Annotated in this window: 10 protein-coding genes and 1 pseudogene; 9 read left to right on the forward strand and 2 right to left on the reverse strand. The window is 58.2% G+C overall.

Annotated features, from left to right (window positions below; all coding sequences use genetic code 11):
* Positions 1 to 70 precede the first annotated feature (70 nt).
* A complete protein-coding gene (rimJ, locus tag ACZZ0D_RS20375) occupies positions 71 to 658 on the forward strand; it encodes a ribosomal protein S5-alanine N-acetyltransferase (RefSeq protein WP_463554119.1) in 588 nt (195 codons plus the stop codon).
* 69 nt (positions 659 to 727) lie between these two features.
* Complete coding sequence (locus tag ACZZ0D_RS20380; protein WP_463554120.1) at positions 728 to 2,167, forward strand: ArnT family glycosyltransferase; 1,440 nt, start codon at positions 728 to 730, stop codon at positions 2,165 to 2,167.
* 131 nt (positions 2,168 to 2,298) lie between these two features.
* Here ACZZ0D_RS20380 and ACZZ0D_RS20385 read toward each other — a convergent pair whose 3' ends face one another.
* Both ACZZ0D_RS20385 and pmrG read right to left on the reverse strand, forming a co-directional pair.
* The gene (locus ACZZ0D_RS20385) at positions 2,299 to 3,132 is read right to left on the reverse strand and encodes a phosphatase PAP2 family protein (protein ID WP_463554121.1); all 834 of its coding nucleotides are present in this window, start codon (positions 3,130 to 3,132) and stop codon (positions 2,299 to 2,301) included.
* Positions 3,129 to 3,800, reverse strand: coding sequence for a lipopolysaccharide core heptose(II)-phosphate phosphatase PmrG (gene pmrG, locus ACZZ0D_RS20390; protein ID WP_463554122.1), 672 nt, complete (start codon positions 3,798 to 3,800; stop codon positions 3,129 to 3,131). Before pmrG ends, ACZZ0D_RS20385 begins: the two co-directional genes overlap by 4 nt.
* A 390-nt stretch (positions 3,801 to 4,190) precedes the next feature.
* On the opposite strand from pmrG, the pseudogene ACZZ0D_RS20395 reads away from it, so the two are divergent.
* The 7 genes and pseudogenes from ACZZ0D_RS20395 to ACZZ0D_RS20425 form a co-directional block, all read left to right on the forward strand.
* Positions 4,191 to 5,069 (forward strand): annotated as a pseudogene (locus tag ACZZ0D_RS20395) (methyl-accepting chemotaxis protein); the annotation flags it as partial.
* A 201-nt stretch (positions 5,070 to 5,270) separates the two neighbouring features.
* Positions 5,271 to 5,975 carry a methyl-accepting chemotaxis protein gene (locus ACZZ0D_RS20400; RefSeq protein ID WP_463554825.1) on the forward strand — a complete coding sequence of 235 codons (705 nt, stop codon included), beginning with the start codon at positions 5,271 to 5,273 and terminating at the stop codon, positions 5,973 to 5,975.
* A gap of 226 nt (positions 5,976 to 6,201) precedes the next feature.
* Positions 6,202 to 8,310, forward strand: coding sequence for a Tc toxin subunit A (locus tag ACZZ0D_RS20405; protein ID WP_463554123.1), 2,109 nt, complete (start codon positions 6,202 to 6,204; stop codon positions 8,308 to 8,310).
* A complete protein-coding gene (locus ACZZ0D_RS20410) occupies positions 8,307 to 9,530 on the forward strand; it encodes a hypothetical protein (protein ID WP_463554124.1) in 1,224 nt (407 codons plus the stop codon). The genes ACZZ0D_RS20405 and ACZZ0D_RS20410 overlap by 4 nt, the downstream gene beginning before the upstream one ends.
* Positions 9,531 to 9,556: 26 nt before the next feature.
* Positions 9,557 to 13,402 (forward strand): Tc toxin subunit A-related protein, encoded by a 3,846-nt coding sequence (locus ACZZ0D_RS20415; RefSeq protein WP_463554125.1) that lies wholly within the window; start codon positions 9,557 to 9,559, stop codon positions 13,400 to 13,402.
* On the forward strand, positions 13,399 to 17,841 hold the full coding sequence (locus ACZZ0D_RS20420) for a SpvB/TcaC N-terminal domain-containing protein (RefSeq protein WP_463554126.1): 4,443 nt from the start codon (positions 13,399 to 13,401) through the stop codon (positions 17,839 to 17,841). Before ACZZ0D_RS20415 ends, ACZZ0D_RS20420 begins: the two co-directional genes overlap by 4 nt.
* The gene (locus ACZZ0D_RS20425; RefSeq protein WP_463554127.1) at positions 17,838 to 20,666 is read left to right on the forward strand and encodes an RHS repeat-associated core domain-containing protein; all 2,829 of its coding nucleotides are present in this window, start codon (positions 17,838 to 17,840) and stop codon (positions 20,664 to 20,666) included. The genes ACZZ0D_RS20420 and ACZZ0D_RS20425 overlap by 4 nt, the downstream gene beginning before the upstream one ends.
* The last annotated feature ends 29 nt before the right edge of the window (positions 20,667 to 20,695 follow it).

Here is a 20,695-nt window from a genome sequence, read left to right on the forward strand (position 1 = left end):
CATCAACCGGTTTGTATTTTCTGCGGTGTCGGGCAATGCTGTCTGACAACCCCGCCGACCGGAACGTCCGATGCCGCTGTTGACCCTGCCCTGCCAACGCCTGACGCTGGCGATTCTTGCCCCGGATCAGGCGGAACTCGAAAGTGAGTTTTATCGCCGCAACCTGCGCCATCTCGCGCCGTGGTCGCCGATCCGTACCACTGAATATTTCTCCACCGCGCAAATCCGTCGACGTCTCGAGATTCAGTCCAGTGCGTTCGAGGCCGGGCTGGCGATGCATTTCGCGCTGTTGTCGCCGGACGGCCAGCAGATGATCGGCGCGTGCAATTTCAGCGGGGTTATTCGCGGGGCGTTTCAGGCGTGTTATCTGGGTTATCACATCGATGAAGCCCATCAGGGCCAGGGTTTGATGCAGGAAGCGCTGGAGGCTGGCATCGCGTACATGTTCGAGGGCCAGAATCTGCACCGGATCATGGCCAACTACATTCCCGGCAACGAGCGCAGTGCGCGGTTGCTGGAGCGCTTGGGTTTCGAGCGTGAGGGCTACGCCAAGGCGTATCTGAACATTGCCGGGCGCTGGCAGGATCATGTGCTGACGGCGCTGGTAAACCCGCTTTTTGAAACGCCGGACAAACGTTGGTCGCGACCACTCGCTTAAGCTTCACGAATTGTTCAGCATTGCCGACGTATGCTCGGGGTTCCCGCCCCTTTCGGTAGCCTGAACGCCATGTCGCGTGCCGTCACTTCGCTGTTTCTGCTTGCCGCCCTGCTGTTTTTCTTTGCACTGGGCAACCATCAGTTGCAAGGCTCCACCGAGGCCCGCGTCGCCGGCATCGCCATGGAAATGCACCTGGACAATGACTGGGTGACGCCGCGTCTGTTCGGCGAAGCGTTTCTGGAAAAACCCCCACTGAGTTTGTGGCTCGACGCCGGCGCCATGCGCGTGTTCGGCGTTTCGCCGTGGGCGGTGCGGCTGGCGTCGGCGGTGGCCGGGCTGCTCAGCGTGATGTTGCTGTACGGCATGTTGCGTCGCTTTGAGCGGCCGAAAAGGGTCGCGTGGACGGCGGGGATTCTGCTGGCAACCATGGCCAGTTACTGGAGCAACGTACGTGGCGTTGGCGAAGACGCGCTGCTGGCGCTCGGCGTGACGGCGGCGTTGTTGGCGTTTTTTCAGGCGCAGCGAGTGCCGACGCTGGGCAATTCGCTGCTGTTTGTCGTCGGCATCGCCATCGCGACGCTGAGTAAAGGCGTGCTCGGCTTGGCGATGCCCGGCGTGGTGATTTTTGCTTATCTGCTGGCGGACAATCTGATCGACAGGCGTTTGAAGATCGCTGATTGGTTGCGGCCGGGGTTGCTCACCGTCGTCGGTTTGATTCCGCTGCTGATCTGGCTGGTGGTGCTTTATCAGCATGGCGGGGCGCAAGCGGTGAGAGAGGTTTTGCTGACCAACAGTGTCGGACGTTTCAGCGGGTCGTTCGTTGAGGCCGGGCATTACGAGCCTTTTTATTACTACCTCGCCAAGCTGCCGCAAGCGTTTTTGCCGTGGAATATTCTGGTGTATCTGGGGCTGTGGCACTTCCGTAAAGAGTTGAAGGCTAATCGGTATTTGCTGTTTTTCAGCCTGTGGATCGTGGCGCAGTTTGTGATGCTGACGTTGGCGTCGAGCAAGCGCACGGTGTACTTGATGTCGATGACGCCGGCGGCCGCGGTGATCGCGGCTGAATACGCATTTGTGTTGTTCGAGCGGTTGAAAGCGTACGAATCGGCGAATCGATTTGTAGGCTGGATCGCTCGTCGGCGTCAGGCATTGGGATTCGGCGTGTTGGCGGTGGTGATCGCCGGTTATCTCGGGGCGGCGCAGTGGGCGCTGCCGAATGCGGATAAACACCTGTCGTTCCTGCCGCTGACGGAACACATTCAATCGTTACAGACCAGTGGTCATCAGGTGGCGTTGTTTCAGGCGAATGAGCGGGTGGGCGGCGCGAGCGTGTTTTATACGCAGAGTGTGTTGAAGGGGCTCGATACGGAGGCGCAGTTGCGGGCGTTTCTGGGGGCGGCAGCGACGAACGTGGCGGTGATCTCAGGGGATACTGAGCCTGTTGCGCCGCTGAAAGTGCTGAAGACCATGAAGGTTGGGCGGCAGGCTTATTACTTTGTCACCTACTAGATCGGGCTAAACACAAAGCCCTGTGGTGAGGGGATTTATCCCCGATGGGCTGCGCAGCAGCCCTTTCTTTTGAATCAAGAGAGGGGCCGCTTCGCGCCCCATCGGGGATAAATCCCCTCGCCACAGGTTATTCACTGGATGGGCATTCCAACTGTTGCCGACGTTGCGACTGACACTGTCCGCTCATGCTTCTCCAACACCGGCATCTCCAGCCGCGCCCGTCCATAAAACGCCAACGCTGTCAGCAAACACGCCAGCCAGACAAAGATCCCTGCCCAAAACGTGTGGGACATGTAGTGCCAACCTTGCAGGACGCGCGTCGTGCCGTAGACAAAACCGAGCAACAACGAGCCCCACAAAATCGCCTTGGAAAACCGCCACTGGTAGCGTCGCGCAACAAAGTACAGCGCCAGCATGGTGAACCCACCCGACGCGTGCCCGCCCGGCCAGCAACGGCCCTCGCCCGCTTCATGGAACAACTGAAAATTCTCGTACCACTCGACATGAGCCATTTTGCCGCCGTACAGCGTGGTCTCGATCGGGCAGTAAACGCTGGTGTGCGCCTTGAGGAAGTGGATCACCCCGGTGCAAACGGCGAACGCCACCACGACGAAGAAAAAATCCCTACGATGATCAGCGGTAAATCGCAGCACCGGCGCGACTCGGCTGCGCTGCAGAAAGGCACCCAGTCGTGGCCGCTTCTGCGGATTGACCAATGGCCAGATCACCGAGAGCATCGCACCGATCAAGGCAATCTCGCCTGTCCAGTTCGGAATGATCCGCGCCCATTTGTGCGTGATTTTTTCGAAGAGATGGATTTTGTCGAGTGGGAAAGTCTGGGTCAGCGGGTCGAACAACAGGTTGCTGAAGGCGATGTCGATTTTGGTCATGTCGAACAGCAGAAACACCACCGCTGCACAGAGCAGCGGGATGCCAAAGTTGTAAGCGTAGAAACGCGGTTTCATCGGGTGGTCACCGTGCGCCAGTCGGAGGCTTCAATGAAGCCGAGCATCTGTGGGGCCGCCGGATTGGCAGCGGAGACAAACAGCGAAGAGCCGTAGCCGGGATCGGAGGCCGGTACGTTCAGGTCTTTCTCCAGTTGCGCCATGCATTCGCTGTGGGTCACCAGGATCAGATTGCGCCCCGGCACTTTGTGCGCCAGCGCGTCCTGCAACATCCGCCCCTTGCAACTGATCAACCAGTCGGCGGCGGTGGAGGTCTTGGTGAACATGTAACCGGCGGTCTGCACGGTGCGCTCGATCGGGCTGTTGTAGAGGTCGGCGTTACTCAGGCCCAGTTGTTCAAACTGCGAACCCACCGCATCCGCGACACTGCGCGAACGTTGAGTGATGCCGTCATTGCCGCTAAGGCACGGTGCCTTGGAGTGATCGCAGCGTTCGACGTGGCGCACCAGCACGATCATGTCGCCTTGCGCCCAGCCCTGCGCCAACGCCTGCGCGCCGGCGACATTGCCGTGGGCCAGATCCGGCACGGCAGCGGGTGCCAGCAACCACAAGGTCAGCGGAATCACCAGTACGGAGGCGGCCAACACCACCCACGTGTTGCGAAAACGCGCCAAACCGCTCAGATCGATCGTGCGTTTGACGCCGAACAGATTCAGTCTCAATTCCACAAAAAGCCGCCTCACCGGCATGCATCACTTGTCATTCGATGCGGCGAAGGTACAGAGGCGGGCGTGGGCAGCCAGTGAAACCCATGTGAAAAAAGTCTTGGGATCCTTTGTTACAAATTCCGTAGGACAAAATCCTTTCAGCTCTCGGCATTGCGGCCGATACAGACCTGCTAACACCCTTGCTGGCTCAAAAAAACAACAATCTTCCAGCCTAACCGACGACCAAGAAACCCAACGTTTCTGGAGGATTTTTGATGAATAGCTGGTTCGGCAACATCAGCGTGAACATGAAATTGGGCCTGGGCTTCGGCCTGGTGCTGGCCCTGACCTGCGTCCTGGCCCTGACCGGTTGGACCAGGCCTCGGCGGCCTGATCGACCGCAGCAACTGGATGAGCGACATCACCCAGCTCAACTCCGGCCTGACCAAACTGCGCGTGGTGCGCCTGCAATACATGCTGACCAACGGCGATGAAACCGCCGCGCAAAACGTGCAGACCACCCTTGAAGCCTTCGCCGCGCAACAGCAGAAGTTGATCAGCAGCTTCAAGAGCCCGGAAAACGTCAAGTTGCTCAAGGCGCAGGCGGCGACCATCGCTGAATACCAGACCTCGCTGAACAAAATGCGCAACGCCTACCGCACCGCCAACAGTGCGCGCGACGCCATGAGCGTGAATGCCGAGGCCGCGTATCGTCAGATCGAATCGATCAGCAAACATGTGCAGCAAATGGACATGAGCGAGCAACGTTTCGAACAGTTCCAGGCCATCACTACGGCCAAGGAAGCGTTCATCCTCACCCGCTACGAAGTGCGCAGCTACATGGCCGCCACCAACGCCGACACCGAGCAGAAAGCCGTCGCCCAACTCGACGTGGCGATCGCCAGCCTCAAACAATTGAACGTGCATTTCGCTGACACTCAGGCAGATGCCCTGCGTCAGCTGGAAACCGCGCTGGTCAATTACCGCAGCGCATTACAGGCGTTTAAAAACGCCAACAGCGAAGCCGTGCAGGCGCGCAAGGAAATGACCGATCAGGGCGCGACCATCGTCACCCAGAGCGAGCAGCTGTATCAGATCCAACTCGATCGTCGTGACGCCGAAAGCGCTCAGGCTCGCACCCTGCAATTGATCAGCACCCTGCTGGCGTTGCTGGTTGGCGTGATTGCCGCCGTGCTGATCACCCGTCAGATCACCCGTCCGCTGCGCGAAACCATGGCCGTGGTCGACCGCATCGCCAGCGGCGACCTGACCCACAACGTCATCGTCACCCGTCGCGACGAACTCGGTGTGCTGCAACAAGGCATCGCGCGCATGGGCGTGACCCTGCGCGACTTGATCAGCGGCATCCGCGACGGCGTCACCCAGATCGCCAGCGCCGCCGAAGAGCTGTCGGCCGTGACCGAACAGACCAGCGCCGGGGTGAACAGCCAGAAAGTCGAGACCGATCAGGTCGCCACCGCAATGCACGAAATGACTGCCACCGTGCAGGAAGTTGCGCGCAACGCCGAGGAAGCCTCGCAAGCCGCTGCCGCCGCTGACGGCGAAGCCCGCGAAGGCGACAAAGTGGTCAACGAAGCCATCGCGCAGATCGAACGTCTGGCCAGCGAAGTGGTGCGCTCCACCGAAGCCATGAGCGTGCTGCAACAGGAAAGCGACAAGATCGGCAGCGTCATGGACGTGATCAAAGCCGTCGCCGAACAGACCAACCTGCTCGCCCTCAACGCTGCGATTGAAGCCGCGCGCGCCGGTGAAGCCGGTCGCGGGTTTGCCGTGGTTGCCGACGAAGTACGTGGCCTGGCCCAGCGCACACAGAAATCCACCGAAGAAATCGAAGGCCTGGTCGCCGGTCTGCAGAACGGCACCCAGCAGGTTTCGGCAGTGATGAACAACAGCCGCGCACTGACCGACAGCAGCGTCGCGCTGACGCGCAAGGCCGGCCTGTCACTGGAAAGCATCACCCGCACGGTGTCGAATATTCAGTCGATGAACCAGCAGATCGCTGCGGCGGCTGAACAGCAGAGCGCAGTGGCGGAAGAGATCAGCCGCAGCATCATCAACGTGCGCGACGTCTCGGAACAAACCGCGGCGGCGAGTGATGAAACGGCGGCGTCGAGTGTTGAGCTGGCGCGGTTGGGTGGGCAGCTGCAGCAGATGGTCAGCCACTTCCGGGTCTGATTCGACCGCTAAACTGTCCGTTGCACGTCTCCGGCGCTGGAGCCGTGCAACGACATCTACAGCGCCCGAAGCATGTCCCGCCTCCTCCCTTCAAATTCCTACATCCTCGTGATCCCTTTCCGATGTGCAGCGGCGAATATCCTCTGTCCAACGGCCGCAATGGCTGACAGCGCTGTCGAAGCGTCCCGCGTAGTGTCGATTCTCCACAGAGAAGGAGACAACCGGGATGACCGATCGAACACTGCTCAAGACGTTGATCCAGACGCACAGTCCGAAAGATCAGGAGAGCGAGTTCAAAGAGCTTTTCGACAAGGATCTGAAGTTTGGCTCGATCTTCGACATCACCCGACTGACCGAGGCCGAATTCGCCGCCAGAGTCAGCGCCGGCGTTGAAGCCAGACAATCACTGAGTCAACTGTCGTCCTCAATCGATACAAAAACGCTTTTCGACAATGTCAGATGCCTCGCGGCGCAGCTCACGCATCTCTACCGGGAACAGCGCACTTCAGATGGAAAAGCACAACACCACTGGCATCCGTCGAGCATTCGCAAAGCCGAGGAACAAGCCCCCACTTATACCCATCTGTTCATGGAAAACTGGGACGATGCCTGCAAGGTCGATTCGATTGCCGCCATCGATTCGCAGGTCGCCTATCTCCGCGCGCTGTACCTGTTTGCCCTGCAACTGGAGTCAAGTCCCTCAGTTAACAGCGAAGAGAAAAACGATCGAATTCTTTTGGCTGCACGACGCCCGGATCTGTCGCTACTGTCGATCAGTCATCAAAGCACCTTCACTGCTCAACCGATGCTCAGGATCGTCAACGAGACGCTGGATAACAATATTCGCGCAGGGTTGTTATCGGCCCCCGACAAAGCTCAATCGACCTATAAACTTCTGGCTCAACGGCAGTTCCCTTTCGTCCTTCCCTACGAATTCTTTCATCACCAATGCCTGCTGGGGCTGAACGAAAAAAACACTGCGCTGGGCGAATTAAACTATCGCATCAGCCAGCATCTCCCCTTAAGCCAGCATGAAAGCCATCTTTATGGCAGCGTGCCGCAATCTTCACCGCGTGTGGCACAGGCCCTGATGTCAGGATTGGGACCCAAGCGTCAGGCACTTCTGACTGACTGGCCTGATGCCAGAACACTGTCGAGCGTCGCAAGTGATTCGTTTACAGCCGAGCAACAGTCGCAATACTGGAAACCTGTTTACGGCCCGGCAACGACCGACGATCTCAGTCACATCAGCACCTTCCTCGAGCGAACCGGGCTCAATGCCGACCAGTTGGAGGCATTACTCGCGCAAGGCCGATACGCCCTGCACAACTCCCCTCAGAATCGTCTGGGGGCAAGCTCATTCGGTGCCGGTACAGCCCGTTACGTCAACGGTGCGACTAGCGCCCGCTACCCGGCGATGACGATCGACCGAAACACGAAACCTGCGCGCGTCACACATGCAACCGCGCAACGTTTAGAGCGCCTGCATCGAATGATTCGCCTGCAACGCTGGCTGGAGATGCCCTTTGCCGATCTGGATGTCCTCCTCTGCAGTGCCATGGGCTCGCCGCGCGCACCGGAACCCAGCCTGCAAATTGATCGCTATGTGATTCGGGCACTCGGTGTGTATCGATATTTTCAGCGCAACTATTCACTCACGGCTGAGGAATTCGCCGCATTACTGCACCTTGTATCAACGTCCGCGACCAGTGATGAGCCGGCACTCTTTGACCGGATCTTCAATCAGGCGCGCTTGTTCGATGAGCCGCTGATACTTGATGGCCGAGCGTTTTCGTCAAACCCGACAGATCCACTCTCGCATTCGGTTTTGCAGCATTTGAGCGCCAGCCTGGGTATTCCCCTGTCGGAAAACGCGCTGTTGCACATTGTGAAAAATACCGAGAAACAACTGGGCTCGCTGAAGTGCGACGCGCACACGTTGTCTTCCATTTACCGACAGGCTCGCATTGCGCAGCTGTTCGGCTTCACCGTCAGTGAAAGTGCGACGCTGGCGAATCTGTTAGGCGGAGAAAGGATTGCCGCGTATCTGGTGTCAGGTCAGACCAAAGACCATGAAATCAAGGTCGATTGCTCCGATCTTGAAGGGCTCAAGATAAACCTGTGCATCGGCGCCCCGTTGTCGGCGGACATGAAGCACTGGCACTTGCTTCCAGGCTCCAGCATCGAGATAGGAACGGCTTTTTTTTCCGACTCGATCAACAACGTGATCACTGTCCGCTATCCCCCTAATTTATCCGGGGAGATGCATGAACTGTATTTCAAGATACCTCATGGGTCCCGGCGAATACCGTCACGCCCTTATCGGGGACTGTGACCACCTACGGTGGCACTCTCGATGAGCTGCTGCAGTTGCAAAGCCCTTTCGTAACGCTGACTGCACAGGGCGCCAACCGGGCGGAGTTTGAAACCTACGTAAAGGTCACACTGACCAGCGCCGAGAGCCCGCCACGGGATCTCGACATGCTTGATGTCCTGATGCAAATGGACTGGACCAGCCGCTGGATCAAGCAATCCGTCTTGGACATCCCGGGACTTCAGCAGCTCCTTACGCCGGCAGGCAGCAGCGAGCAAATGCTGGGTAAGTTGCTGCAACACTTCACCAGTCTGCAGGCTGCGACCCGAAAAGCCGTGGTGACGACGCCCGAGTTGGCAGCCTTGTCATTGCCCGACAGTGCGAATTTGCGCGCAGAGTTGGCTATCGACTTGCTCGATGAAAAGGGTCTGGTGAAAAATTTCGCGCCGCTGGCAACGGACGACGCCTCTGAAAGGATGGACGCGGCCCTCGAGAAATTACCCGCGCTGTTGATTCACGTCGACGACGACGCGCAAAGCCAGAGACAAAAGAAAAACGCCCGACAAAAACTCAAAGACCTGCTCCTGCCAGCCCATGATCGACAGCAACATCTGATCGAGACGTTTCTTCAGGAAACCTGCTGGCTTCCCATGACGTGTGCAAAGGGCGTAGTGACCTGGGCGAAGTCCTCGATCCACCGAATCCTGCTTGCCGCATTGTCCTCGGAACGCTTGAACGATCTCGCATCGACCCTCGAACCCGTTCTGCGCCATGCCCGGGCGGCCGTTCAGCTGCAAATGAGCAACAGGGCATTACAGGTTTTCCAGAAACATCCCGATTGGCTGCAACGCTCGAATTCGGCATTGGCGCTGACACTCGAGACCCTCTACCTGCTCGACCGGATAGTCCATTGCATGACGACCCATCAGCATGATGAAGAAAGCCTGCTGAATTATCTGGAGCTGGCCAACGAGCCCGGCTCATCCGCGGACGCCAGCAACCTTCATCTGGCTCGACTGCTGAACTGGACGCCGGCGCAAGTCAGTCTGTTGACCGCCAGATTACCCCGCTCACGGGCCAGCACCATGGAGGACATCGACTGGCTTGTGCGCTGTCACGACACCTGCGCAAAAACCGGCCTGGGCGCGGCGGCCTTGCTTGACGCGACCAGACTGCAGAACGACAGCCCTGAAGAACACTGGAAATCCGTCGGTGTGGCGGTAATGGCCAGCGGAAACTGATCCCATCTCATGCTCAAGGAACGAACATGAAAGCACTGATCGAAAAACAACTTGAAGAAAGCCTGCGTGACGCGCTGCTCGGGCTCTATCTGTCCTTGATCAATTCGGACGTTTCAAACAGCGGCGACATTAACACGCAGCTCAAGACCGCCAATGACCTCTACCACCACTTGCTGCTGGACGTATTGGTCAGCCAGGACGTGCCGACCAGCCCGGTGGCTTGCGCTATCGCCAGCCTGCAGCAATACATCAACAGCATTCTGGATAACATGGAGCAGGGGTATCACACGGCAATCGTTGCACCCGACCAGATTGAAACCTGGCGCACGGCGATGCATGAATACCAAGGCTGGGCAACTAACGAACGCCTGCACTATTTCCCGGCGGCCTATCTTGATCCAACGTTGCGCCAGAACAGCACCGAGAGCTTCAAGAAACTGGAAAACGACCTCAACCAGAACCAGTTAAGCATTGAGTCTGTACAAACCACGGTACTGGCTTATCTGAGCAGGCTGGAAGAAGTGGCAAACCTGAAAACCGTCAACGGTTACATCGACGGCAGCGGTTTCAGCGCCAGTACTTATTACTTTGTTGCCAGATCCAGAACGGCGAACACCTGGTACTGGCGCTCACTGGACATGACGAAAAGACCTAGCGTCCCTGAGTCACTGACCAGCCAATACGATGCGCCCGAACCCCAGGCCTGGTCGGACTGGAACCGCTTCGATCTGCCCTTTTCCGAAAGCGCCATTGAACACACTGTCCGTCCCGTGATGTTCAACAAGCGCCTGTATGTGATCTGGGCCGAATGCATCTTTCAAGACAAGGCCTCAGGCAACAGCGATCCAGCGAAGCCCAAGACCAACCCTTTATTCCGTCTGAATATGTGTTTCAAGAAATACGATGGAAGCTGGAGTACGCCCACAAGCTGCGTGCAAGCCTATGGGCTACATGCAGAGATGCACACGCTGAGTGTGGAGCAAGTACTGCAGGGCACACAGACTATCGCTGTCTACGACAAGAATGATGCGTGCCTGTTGGTCGTGCTGTATGTCACTGACGTGCCGTACGTCAACAAGGCTGCCAAACATTTACTCTGGATGTCGGCGCAGATCGACAAGGATGCCATCTCCAGATCCGACATTCGTGCAAGCGGTCTGCTAGAGGCTGACACAGACGTTCCTCTGAGAAATCTTGCCGAGCACTTTCCGCCGGGTGAGCAACGGCAACTGCAATTTCTCCATGAAGCGCTTCAGAACGAGCGCATCGCCCCCAGCATCAACACTCACTTCGATGGGAAGACAGGAACCACTGAGTTCATCGACTTCGCCGGATCCGAGATCGAGTTCACGGAATCCGGCAGCACAGTCACTGAAAAGCAAAAACGCTCGCCCATCCGAATGAATATCACGTTCGCCAGGCACCTGATCGAACGTGCCGAAGCGAGCATGGATGAGTTGCTGAGCTGGAGTTCACAGCACTTGCCCGAGCCGCCCTTCGAGGCGGGCGGCGATGCCGGGGTAATGGATTTCCATGGTGCCTACGGTCGTTATTTCTTCGAGCTATTTCTCTATTTGCCGTGGCTGGTCGCCCATCGTTTCAATCAGGAGCGGCAATACGCTCACGCCGAAAACTGGTTGCAGTACCTGTTCAACCCCGGTCGTAAAAAAATCGAGGGCGGCAGCCCTGATTACTGGAATTCAGTACCGCTGACTTACAGCACTCCGGCGCCGGGGCAACTCAGCCATGCCATTCAGGGCCCGCAGGATCCGCATCAAATCGCACTGAGTCACCCGGTGCACTTTCGAAAAGCCTTGTACATGCTCCATATCGACATCTTGCTCAATCGCGCCGATGCCGCCTATCGCCGGTTGACCCCGGACGGTTTATCGCAGGCAAAGCTATGGTATGTCCGGGCAGCGGATTTGCTCGGGCCGCGCCCGGATATCCGCCAGACCGACATCTGGAACGCGATAACCCTCGGCGACTTCAGCAGCGAGATCAACACGGATCTGCGCAGTTTTGAAAAAAAACTGAGCACCGAAAACAAAGACATATCGGCACAGGAAAATCTGGCACCTGAGGTGTGCGTGCGACCTTACGCCCATCCACCGTCGATCCATACCATCGATACCCCGCACCTGCGGTTGCCCTTCAATCCCGTATTGATCGCGCACTGGGACAGACTGGAAAGTCGCTTGCACAACCTCCGGCACAATCTCGATATCGTCGGCCGGCCCTTAAACCCTCCAATGTTCGGTTCAACTTCGGACTCGGGCGATCCATTGAGCACCAATCCGCCAAAAGCGGCGGAGCCCGGCAACGTCCAGCGCTCCGGTCTGGTGATTCCACCCTACCGCTTCAGCGCAATGCACGCCCAAGCCATGACGGCGGTGGAAAGTGTCATCCAGTTCGGCGCGACGCTGCTGTCCTTTATCGAACGTAGCGAGCAGGCCAGCTATCTGGAGCTGCAACAACACCATGTCTGGGACATCGCCAACATGGCCGTCGAACTGCAGACGCATTCACTGACCATCGACCGCAAGTCCCGCGAGGCATTGCTTGCCGGTAGAGCCATCCTTGAGGGACGCCGGGACTACTACAGCAAGCTGGTTGATGAAGTCCTCAATCCTGAAGAAGTCGGCGCCGCCGTTGCCCATCTGACCGGGCGCATTGCCGAGGCTGGCGCGCATGCGGCACAGGCCGTCGGCCATGGATTGAAGCTCGTACCGAATATTTTCGGCCTGGCCGACGGCGGATTTCGTCTGGAAGGCGGCCCTATGGCTGTGGCAGCAGCGGCAATGGGTGCAGCCACTGCCGCCCACGGAACCGGCGAAGCGCTCGAACGCGCCGCCCAATACCGTCGCCGCCATCAGGAATGGATATTCGCCCGCGACCAGGTCACCCTCGAAATTGCCCAGATCGATGCCCAACTGGCGCTGGAGGCCGAAAAGGAAGCCGCCTCGCAACTGCTATTACGACAAACCCGGACAGCACTGAACCAAGCCCGCAACGCCTACAACTTTCTCAGCAAGCGTTTTACCAACTCACAGCTTTATCAGTGGTTCACCAATCAGCTCTCGAGCTTCTACTACCAGGTGTATGACTCGACACTCGCCCTGTGCCGACTGACGGAACAGTGTTGGCGCTATGAGCTGGCCGACGATTCAACCCCGCCCTTCTTTGAGCATCTGGCGTGGAATACCACCTATCGGGGTCTGGGCCCGGGTGAGCGAATGAAGCTTGGGTTGCTGAAGATGAACGATGCCTACCTGCTGTGCCATGACCGCGAACTGGAGATTCGCAAGACCGTGTCGCTGCGACGACTCAAGCAGAAAGAGGACGATCTGCCAGGCGGGGCGAAATCCATCAACAAGCCCTGGGATGACATCGTCCCCGGGGCTGGCGGCAACCCGGCGATGCAAGGCATCAAATTTGAGCTGGTGAACAATGGATCCTGCGAGTTCGAGTTGAGCCAATCGCTCTTCGACCATGACTATCCCGGACACTGTCTGCGCCGGATCAAAAGCATCAGTGTTTCGCTGCCGGCCATCGTCGGCCCTTATGAAGATATCCGCGCCACGCTGACCCAAACCGCGAGTGAAGTGGTCTTGCCCGGCGACGGCAAGACTGTCCTCAAACAGGCAAGATTGAATCAGCAAATCGCATTGTCGACGGGCGTCGATGATAGCGGCCTGTTCATGCTGAACTTTCAGGATGAGCGCTTCTTGCCATTCGAATACACCGGTGCGGTCTCGAAATGGAAGTTGTCCTTTCCCAATCACCGCTCGCAAAAAGCCATGCTCGAATCGCTCACCGATGTCATCGTTCACCTGCGCTACACCGCCAGGGTCGGAGGGCTCACGCCATGACCCAAGACCCTCAACTCATTGCAACGCCGCAGTCGCTACCCAAGGGAGGCGGTGCGATTCAATCGCTCGGCGCGGACATCGGCACGGTCGGTTCCAGCGGCGCGGCCACCTGCGAAATCGCCTTGCCGATCTCGGCAGGTCGCGGTTATGCGCCAGCACTGTCCTTACGCTACAGCTCCAGCCACGGCAATGGGATATTCGGCCTGGGTTGGTACCTGCCAGTGCCGACCATATCCCGGCGCACCAGCCTGGGCGTACCGGCATACAACGATGAGGATTTGTTCGTCGGCCCCGAAGGCACGGTCTGGATGCCCGACCGGAACAAGGACAGCGGTGCGATCGAATCCACCCGGAAACACTACGCTGACGATACGACAAACCCCGTTCATACCGTGGTGCGCTACCGCCCCCGGGTCGAGCGCGGCTTCGACCGCATCGAACACTGGGCGAGCGCTGATAACCCGGTCGGGTTCTGGCTGGTAGGCAGCGCGGATGGCCACCAGCACGTCTATGGCAAAACACCGTCGGCACGCCGCGCTGATCCGGCCCACCCTGACCACGTTGCGGAATGGTTGCTTGAAGAAAGCATGAATGCCCACGGCGAACACATCGTTTACGAGTACAGCACCGAGCCCCTCGCTACAGGCATCCAGTGTTACTTGACCCGTGTGCGCTATGGCAACGTCACTGGTGCTCCACAGCTTTACGCATTCACCCATCCATCCGCCACGGATCGACTCTGCCATTTCGAGTTATGTTTCGACTACGGCGAACGTGCGGCCACGCTGGAGGACAAACCTGACGTCGCCGGGCGAGCCATCGTAGAGGAGCGTCCAGATCCGTTCTCGGACTTTCGCTATGGTTTTGAGCTGCGCACCACACGCCTGTGCCGGCAGGTGCTGATGTTTCACCATTTCCCCGATGAAGAAAAAATGACCAGCGGCCCGGTACTGGTACGCCGCACTTTGTTCGAGTACCAGACCTCGCCCCTGTCCTGTAGTTTGCTGACCGCCGTGTTCAATCAGGCCTATGGCAGTGACGGCAATACCGATTACCTGCCTCCGCTCGAGTTCTCCTACACCCCGTTTGACTGGCAACCCGAGACAAACCGGTTCCAGCCCTTCGAAGTGCTGAACACGCTGCAACATCCGCCCTTGTTCCAGTTTGTCGACCTGTACGGCGAGGGTCTGCCGGGGATTCTTCAGCGGACTGAAAAAGCATGGTATTACCGAGCCCCCAAACGTCATGAAGACGGCAGCGATCGCGTGGACTATCTGCCTGCGCAATTACTGCCACGCATCCCCGTCGCTGACACCGACAAATCTGTCCGGCAAATCCTTGGCCATTTCACCGGCAATGAACGGCCGGACTGGCTAATGCTCAAACCCGGCATCAGCGGCTTTTTCACCCTGGATGCTGGGGGCAAATGGTCGGGATTCACGCCTTTTGAGGCATTCCCCACAGAGTTTTTCCAGGCCAACGGACAGTTGGTCGATCTGATGGGGACGGGCCTCGGCGATCTGGCCATCATCGGCCCCCGCAGCGTGAGGCTGAATGCCAGCCTGGGCAAGGCAGGGTTCAAAACGGCAACCGACATACTGCGCATGCCTGATGACGATGACTTGCCCAGTGACAACCACTCCCCCAGCGAACTGGTGGCCTTCAGCGATGTGCTGGGCAGCGGCCAGCAACATCTGGTGCGCATTCGTCACAACGAAATGAAGTGCTGGCCGAATCTTGGACGAGGCCGATTCGGCACAGGCCGGGTCATTGCCCCACTTGATTTTGCCTACGAATCTTTCGATGCATCGCGCATTTTGCTGGCTGACCTGGATGGCAGTGGCGCCACCGACCTGATCTATCTGCAAGCCGATGGTGCCCGTATTTTCATGAACTGCTTTGGCAACGGACTGGCGGCACCGATCAAATTGCCTTGGCCCAATGGCCTGCACCTGGATCGTTTCTGTCAGGTGAGGGCAGCCGACCTGCAGGGAACCGGTTGCTCCAGCCTGGTGATCGAGATACCGGGAAGCGCGACGAGGTATTGGCGCTATGACTTCGTGAACGGTAAACCGTACTTGCTCGGTACAACCGACAACAACATGGGCGCCATTCACAGCATCCGCTATCGCAGTTCGGCCCAGGAGTGGCTGGATGAGAAAAAACAGTTACTGGAGAAAAACCAAAAAACGCTCTGTCGATTGCCGTTTCCGTTACCCGTGGTCAAGGAGCAGACCGTGCACGACGAAATTACCGACAATCGATTGACCCGCCATTTCACTTACCGACGCGCAGCCTACGACAGCAAAGAGCGTGAGTTCCGCGGTTTCGGATTGCTTGAACAGACAGACAGCCTCGAGAGCGGATCCAGCCCCTACAGCGCTCATACCCCGCCAATGCTCAGCAAAACCTGGTTCCACAGCGGTGACACCATTGATCCACTGTTGCCGGTTTCGGACTGGCGTGACAAAGACGCGGTCGCCTTGAAACCTGCCATTCAGAACACAGGCGAAAGCTGGTCTCCCGACACCCACAAACGCAAGGCGGCGACAGCCCACTGGAAATCCCGTCAGCGTGAGATGGCCATCGCGTTAGCGGGCAGCGTCCTCCGTGAAGAAACTTACGCCCGCGATGCCGATGCGCGATCAGTAGTTCCTTATTCAGTGCAGACGTATCGTTATCAACTGAACGAACTCCGGGGACGCGGCAAGCACAGTCCCTGTTCCATCGTGCACCCCGTACTTGCCGAAACGGTGCGCCTTGAATACGAGCGGATCGCCGATGATCCGCAATGCCGCCATACACTCAATCTGCAATGGGATCAGTACGGGCTTACCACCCACTCCATGGAGATCCGTTATGCCCGACGCAAACAGGCCACTGATGCCAGTCCCTTCACTGATGAGTGGCAACAACAATGGTGGCGTGATGCGCATGACGATCAACAGCAGTTTTACTACGTGCAGGAAAACCGAGAACGCTTCATTCATCTGGATGCAGGGCAGAGCCATCGCCTGGGATTGCCGTATCTACAATGCGCCCATGCCTTGAGATTGCCCAAGTCGCCACTCCCCGACGGACTCGACCCCGCCGGCATCAACCATGAGAGCATGCTGAAACTGAGCGCCACCGCTCGCTGGAAAACCTTACGCGTTTTGACCGCTCTGTCGGTGCTGCGCTACCGCGACAGCAAGACTGATGAAACATTGGCCGATGGCCAGGCAAGTATCGAAGCGCTGGTGGCTCATCGCGAAACTGCCGAGATCAACGACTTGGCACTGAAAGCCTTCGCCACACTCCAGACCGCGCCCCGTGCTGTTGATATTCGCGAAAAACTGCAAGCCAGCGGCTACCGGAATATGACCATCGCGCCGCCACTGCAAGACACTTGGGCGATTGCCGCAGACCTCTGGTCGGTGCGACGCGATTACACCACTTACCAGGGCGCGGACGGTTTTTTCAGACCCAAAACGTTCAGCGCCAGCAGACAACAGGGGCGGACTACGATCGGCTATGACCGTTACCATTGCCTGATTACTTCGATCACGCTGCCGGATCAATGCACCACGCAAACACGCGCCATTGACTATCGAACCCTGAGCGCCACCCAACTGATCGACCCCAACGGCATCATCCGAGAAGCGCGTTACGATGGCTTTGGAAACGTGCGCGTGCTCAGCCAGTACAAAAACACCGTCGACAAGCAACAAGGTTTCAAACCGCTCGACGCTCATCCGTTGAACACGTCAACTGTCGCCGCCATCGAGTCGCCTCAGCGGGCATTGCAACAAGCGGCCAGCGCATTCTTCTATGCCCCTCTGAGCTGGATGGGAACGGTGGCACCTGTCGATGCTGAACAAGAGTCGCAATGGCGCAATCAGGCGATCGCGTCCGGCGAATTGCTCCCGGGCGGGTTCATTCGCGCCAGCACCCGCAAACGCTTGCAGCAACTCGCAACCCTGACTCCGGCGCAACGCTACTTGCGGCGTGAGACAAGCAACGCCGTGCGTGAACCGGTGCACAGTGTTGCATTGCAGGCTGATCGTTACCCGGACGCTGCCGGGCAACAGATCGGCATCATGATCGCCAGTCAGGACGGCTTTGGCCGGCCTCTGCAAAACAAACAGAAAGTCGATGCACGCTGGCGAGTCAGTGCACCGGTGGAATACGACAACAAGGGTCGAGTCATCCGCCTCTACCGGCCATGGTTCAGTGACGATTACCGCTACAGCCACGACGCGATAAAACGTACATCGGGCTTTTGCGATCAGCAATTCTACGATCCCGCAGGGCGATTGATCAGGGTCATCAATGCCAGCGGTGATGAGCGCCGATATGCCTATCACCCTTGGTACACCCTGAGCGAGGACGAAAACGATACCCACGCCGACAAGCCTTTCGAGAACACGCTTTCGCTTGAGCCGGGAGACGCATCATGAGCGCTCTTCATCGCCATACGCCGACCCTGAATGTCGTCGATAGCCGCGGGGTTCAAATCCGCCAGGTCAGGTACTTGTGCAATGACCCTTTCAGCCGTCCGCAGGCACGCATCAGCAGAAGCCTGCACGACATCTACCGGCAGTCCGTCGAGCACCATTCACCCACGGTCGACGCCAGTCCCTCCATCACAGATTTCAGCGAAATCACCAGCCTGTCCGGCGCAATCCTGCTGACCCGAAGCGCTGATGCCGGCTGGTGCGTCAGCCTGTTCGGGGAGGCTGGGCAACTTGAGGAAAAGTGGGATGCGCGCGGCAGTCACTGGCAGTTCGAACACGATAGCCTGATGCGTCCGGTAGTGATCCACGAGCAACACAACGCAGGCCCACAACAAGTCATGGAGCGCTTGGCCTACGCCGACGGCTCGGCCGACAATGCGCGCTACAACCTGTGCGGCCGTCTGGTTCGTCATGACGATAGCGCCGGCAGTCGAGCGTTGGCGGAGTACGATCTGCATGGCAACCTGATTGGCGAAACCCGGCGTTTGCTGAAACAGCCGCTCACGGGGGGCTGGCCAAAAATCCCTGAAGAGCGGGAAACCCTGCTGGAAAGTGGTCCCGGCTTCTCGACAGCCTGGGAGTACGCTGTGACGGGTGAGCTGCGAATGCAAAAAGACGCCAGCGGGCATATCCAGCGTCGTGAATTCGATGTGGCGGGCCAGCTGAAGAAAATCACGTTGCAAAAGCACGATGACACCGGGCAAACGCTGATTCTCGACCAGGTGACCTACAACGAGCAGGGGCAGATCACTTCGCAGAATGTCGGTGGCAAAATCACCCAGCAGACGTCTTACCAGCCCGCCAATGGCTGGGTGAAGGAACGCAAGGTGGCCACGGCCGATGGTCGAATCCTGCAATCAATGCACGTCGACTACGATCGGGTCGGCAATATCGTGAGCGTTACGGATAGCAGCAAGGCCGAGCAACACCACACTAACCAGCGCATCCTCCCCGTCAGTACTTATGAGTACGACAGCCTTTATCAACTGATCCAGGCGACAGGACGGGAGATAAAAGGCGCGCGCGTGCAAGCGTCGCTCCCTGCCTGGCTCCCTGCGTCCGGCGACCTCAGTCGTTTGGTCAATTTCATTCAGCGATACAGCTACGACGCGCGTGGCAACCTCATAACGTTGCGGCATCAATCTGAAGGCAACAACTACACCCGCGCCCTGCAAGTCGCCGCCGGCAGTAACCGCGCCCTGCGCAGGAAAAAGGGCGATGTCCCACCCGATCTCGACAATGGCTTCGACACCAATGGCAACCAACTCGCCCTGCAACCGGGCCAACCGCTGGAGTGGAATAACCGCAACCAACTGCAACGTGTTGCGGTGATCGAACGGGCCGATGGCGACGCCGACCAGGAAACCTATCTCTACGACGCCAATGGTCAACGCGTACGCAAACGTCAAATTCGAAAAGCCCACGCCACCACACATCTGCGCCAGACGCTTTATTTGCCGGGACTGGAAGTGCGCACTGACAGCAGGTCAACGCTTGATGTCATCACCGTCGATGCGGGAGCGTGCCAGGTCACGTGTCTGTACTGGAAAAAAGGCCGCCCCGACGCCATCAACAATGGTGCTCTGCGATACACCTTTAATGACCATCCCGCCTGCACCACACTGGAACTCGATGGCGGCGGCCAACGCATCAGCGAGGAAGGTTATTACCCTTTTGGTTCGACCGCTTGGCGGGCGGCACGGAGCGAAATCGTGGCCAACTACCGCACCGTTCGCTACTCCGGCAAAGAGCGCGATGCCAGCGGGCTGTATTACTACGGCTCGCGTTACTACGCGCCCTGGCTCCAACGCTGGATCAGTGCGGATCCGGCCGGGAGGGTAGACGGGTTGAATCTGTATGCGTTCGTCGCCAACAACCCACTGCGGTACAAGGATCACGCCGGCCTCTTCAAGTATGAAGTCGGCACTTTCAGTACCCAGCCCACTGCCCCGGCCCCGGCGGCTACACGCGCTTCGGTTGCGCACAGCGCTTCCAGCGCGTATCTGGATCCTGGCGATCTTGAGCGTTACAGACTGGCCTATGACACGATCTGGACGACACGCTCATTACTTTCAAACGGCCCAGGCAATCAGATCGGCGCCATTTCCAATAGTCTGGAGCTGTCCTCGACAATGACCAATGCCCTGCGCGCCAACGTCGGGCAACCATCGGCCGTGCAGCCCTGGGCACAACACGCAGTGGCCGCTGCGACCGGCAATTGCGATGAATACGCTGTCGTCAGTTCCAGCCTGCTCTCATCCTCAGCACGCAACAGCCAGCTACTTCCCGTTCACCTCTCGGAAATTCCCGGACACAGATTCACGTTACTGGGTGACCCTGGCCTGGATCCGCTGGTCATCGATCCTTGGGTGATTTATCCGATGCCGCACTTGCTTTCGGAGAGTCGCTACCCCCAAGTAGCTTCAAGCCTCAACGTCACACCGCGTATGCCACAAGATCCGGCGTATGAAATTGCCATGGCTGACGTCGCTGCGCTCGCGCCGCTGTATGCGCAACAGCCGCAACAAAATCCGACGCTGGTTAACGACCAGTTGGTGCAGGCCTATTCAACCGGGGCTTCAAGTACCTGGATATGGCATCAACTGACTTCCCAACAGCAGTCCAGCGACATCAACATCAGCGACGGCTTCAATTTCTTCAATTTCGCTGAAGTCCCCGTGGGGCATCTCAACCAGATTGAGATTGAAACCCGGCTGGCTCATGACATAGGCAACATGTTCCCCGCGAACTACTTCAAGCGGTTCTGATTAAGCGTTCTGCCTTGATCGAGTTGGCC

The sequence above is a fragment of the Pseudomonas sp. AC193 genome, assembly GCF_979258075.1.

Excerpts from the sequence above, each read along its gene's own strand:
- rimJ (WP_463554119.1), top strand. The coding sequence starts at position 71 with ATGCCGCTGTTGACCCTGCCCTGCCAACGCCTGACGCTGGCGATTCTT.
- ACZZ0D_RS20380 (WP_463554120.1), top strand. The coding sequence starts at position 728 with ATGTCGCGTGCCGTCACTTCGCTGTTTCTGCTTGCCGCCCTGCTGTTT.
- ACZZ0D_RS20385 (WP_463554121.1), bottom strand. The coding sequence starts at position 3,132 with ATGAAACCGCGTTTCTACGCTTACAACTTTGGCATCCCGCTGCTCTGT.
- ACZZ0D_RS20400 (WP_463554825.1), top strand. The coding sequence starts at position 5,271 with ATGACTGCCACCGTGCAGGAAGTTGCGCGCAACGCCGAGGAAGCCTCG.
- ACZZ0D_RS20405 (WP_463554123.1), top strand. The coding sequence starts at position 6,202 with ATGACCGATCGAACACTGCTCAAGACGTTGATCCAGACGCACAGTCCG.
- ACZZ0D_RS20415 (WP_463554125.1), top strand. The coding sequence starts at position 9,557 with ATGAAAGCACTGATCGAAAAACAACTTGAAGAAAGCCTGCGTGACGCG.
- ACZZ0D_RS20420 (WP_463554126.1), top strand. The coding sequence starts at position 13,399 with ATGACCCAAGACCCTCAACTCATTGCAACGCCGCAGTCGCTACCCAAG.
- ACZZ0D_RS20425 (WP_463554127.1), top strand. The coding sequence starts at position 17,838 with ATGAGCGCTCTTCATCGCCATACGCCGACCCTGAATGTCGTCGATAGC.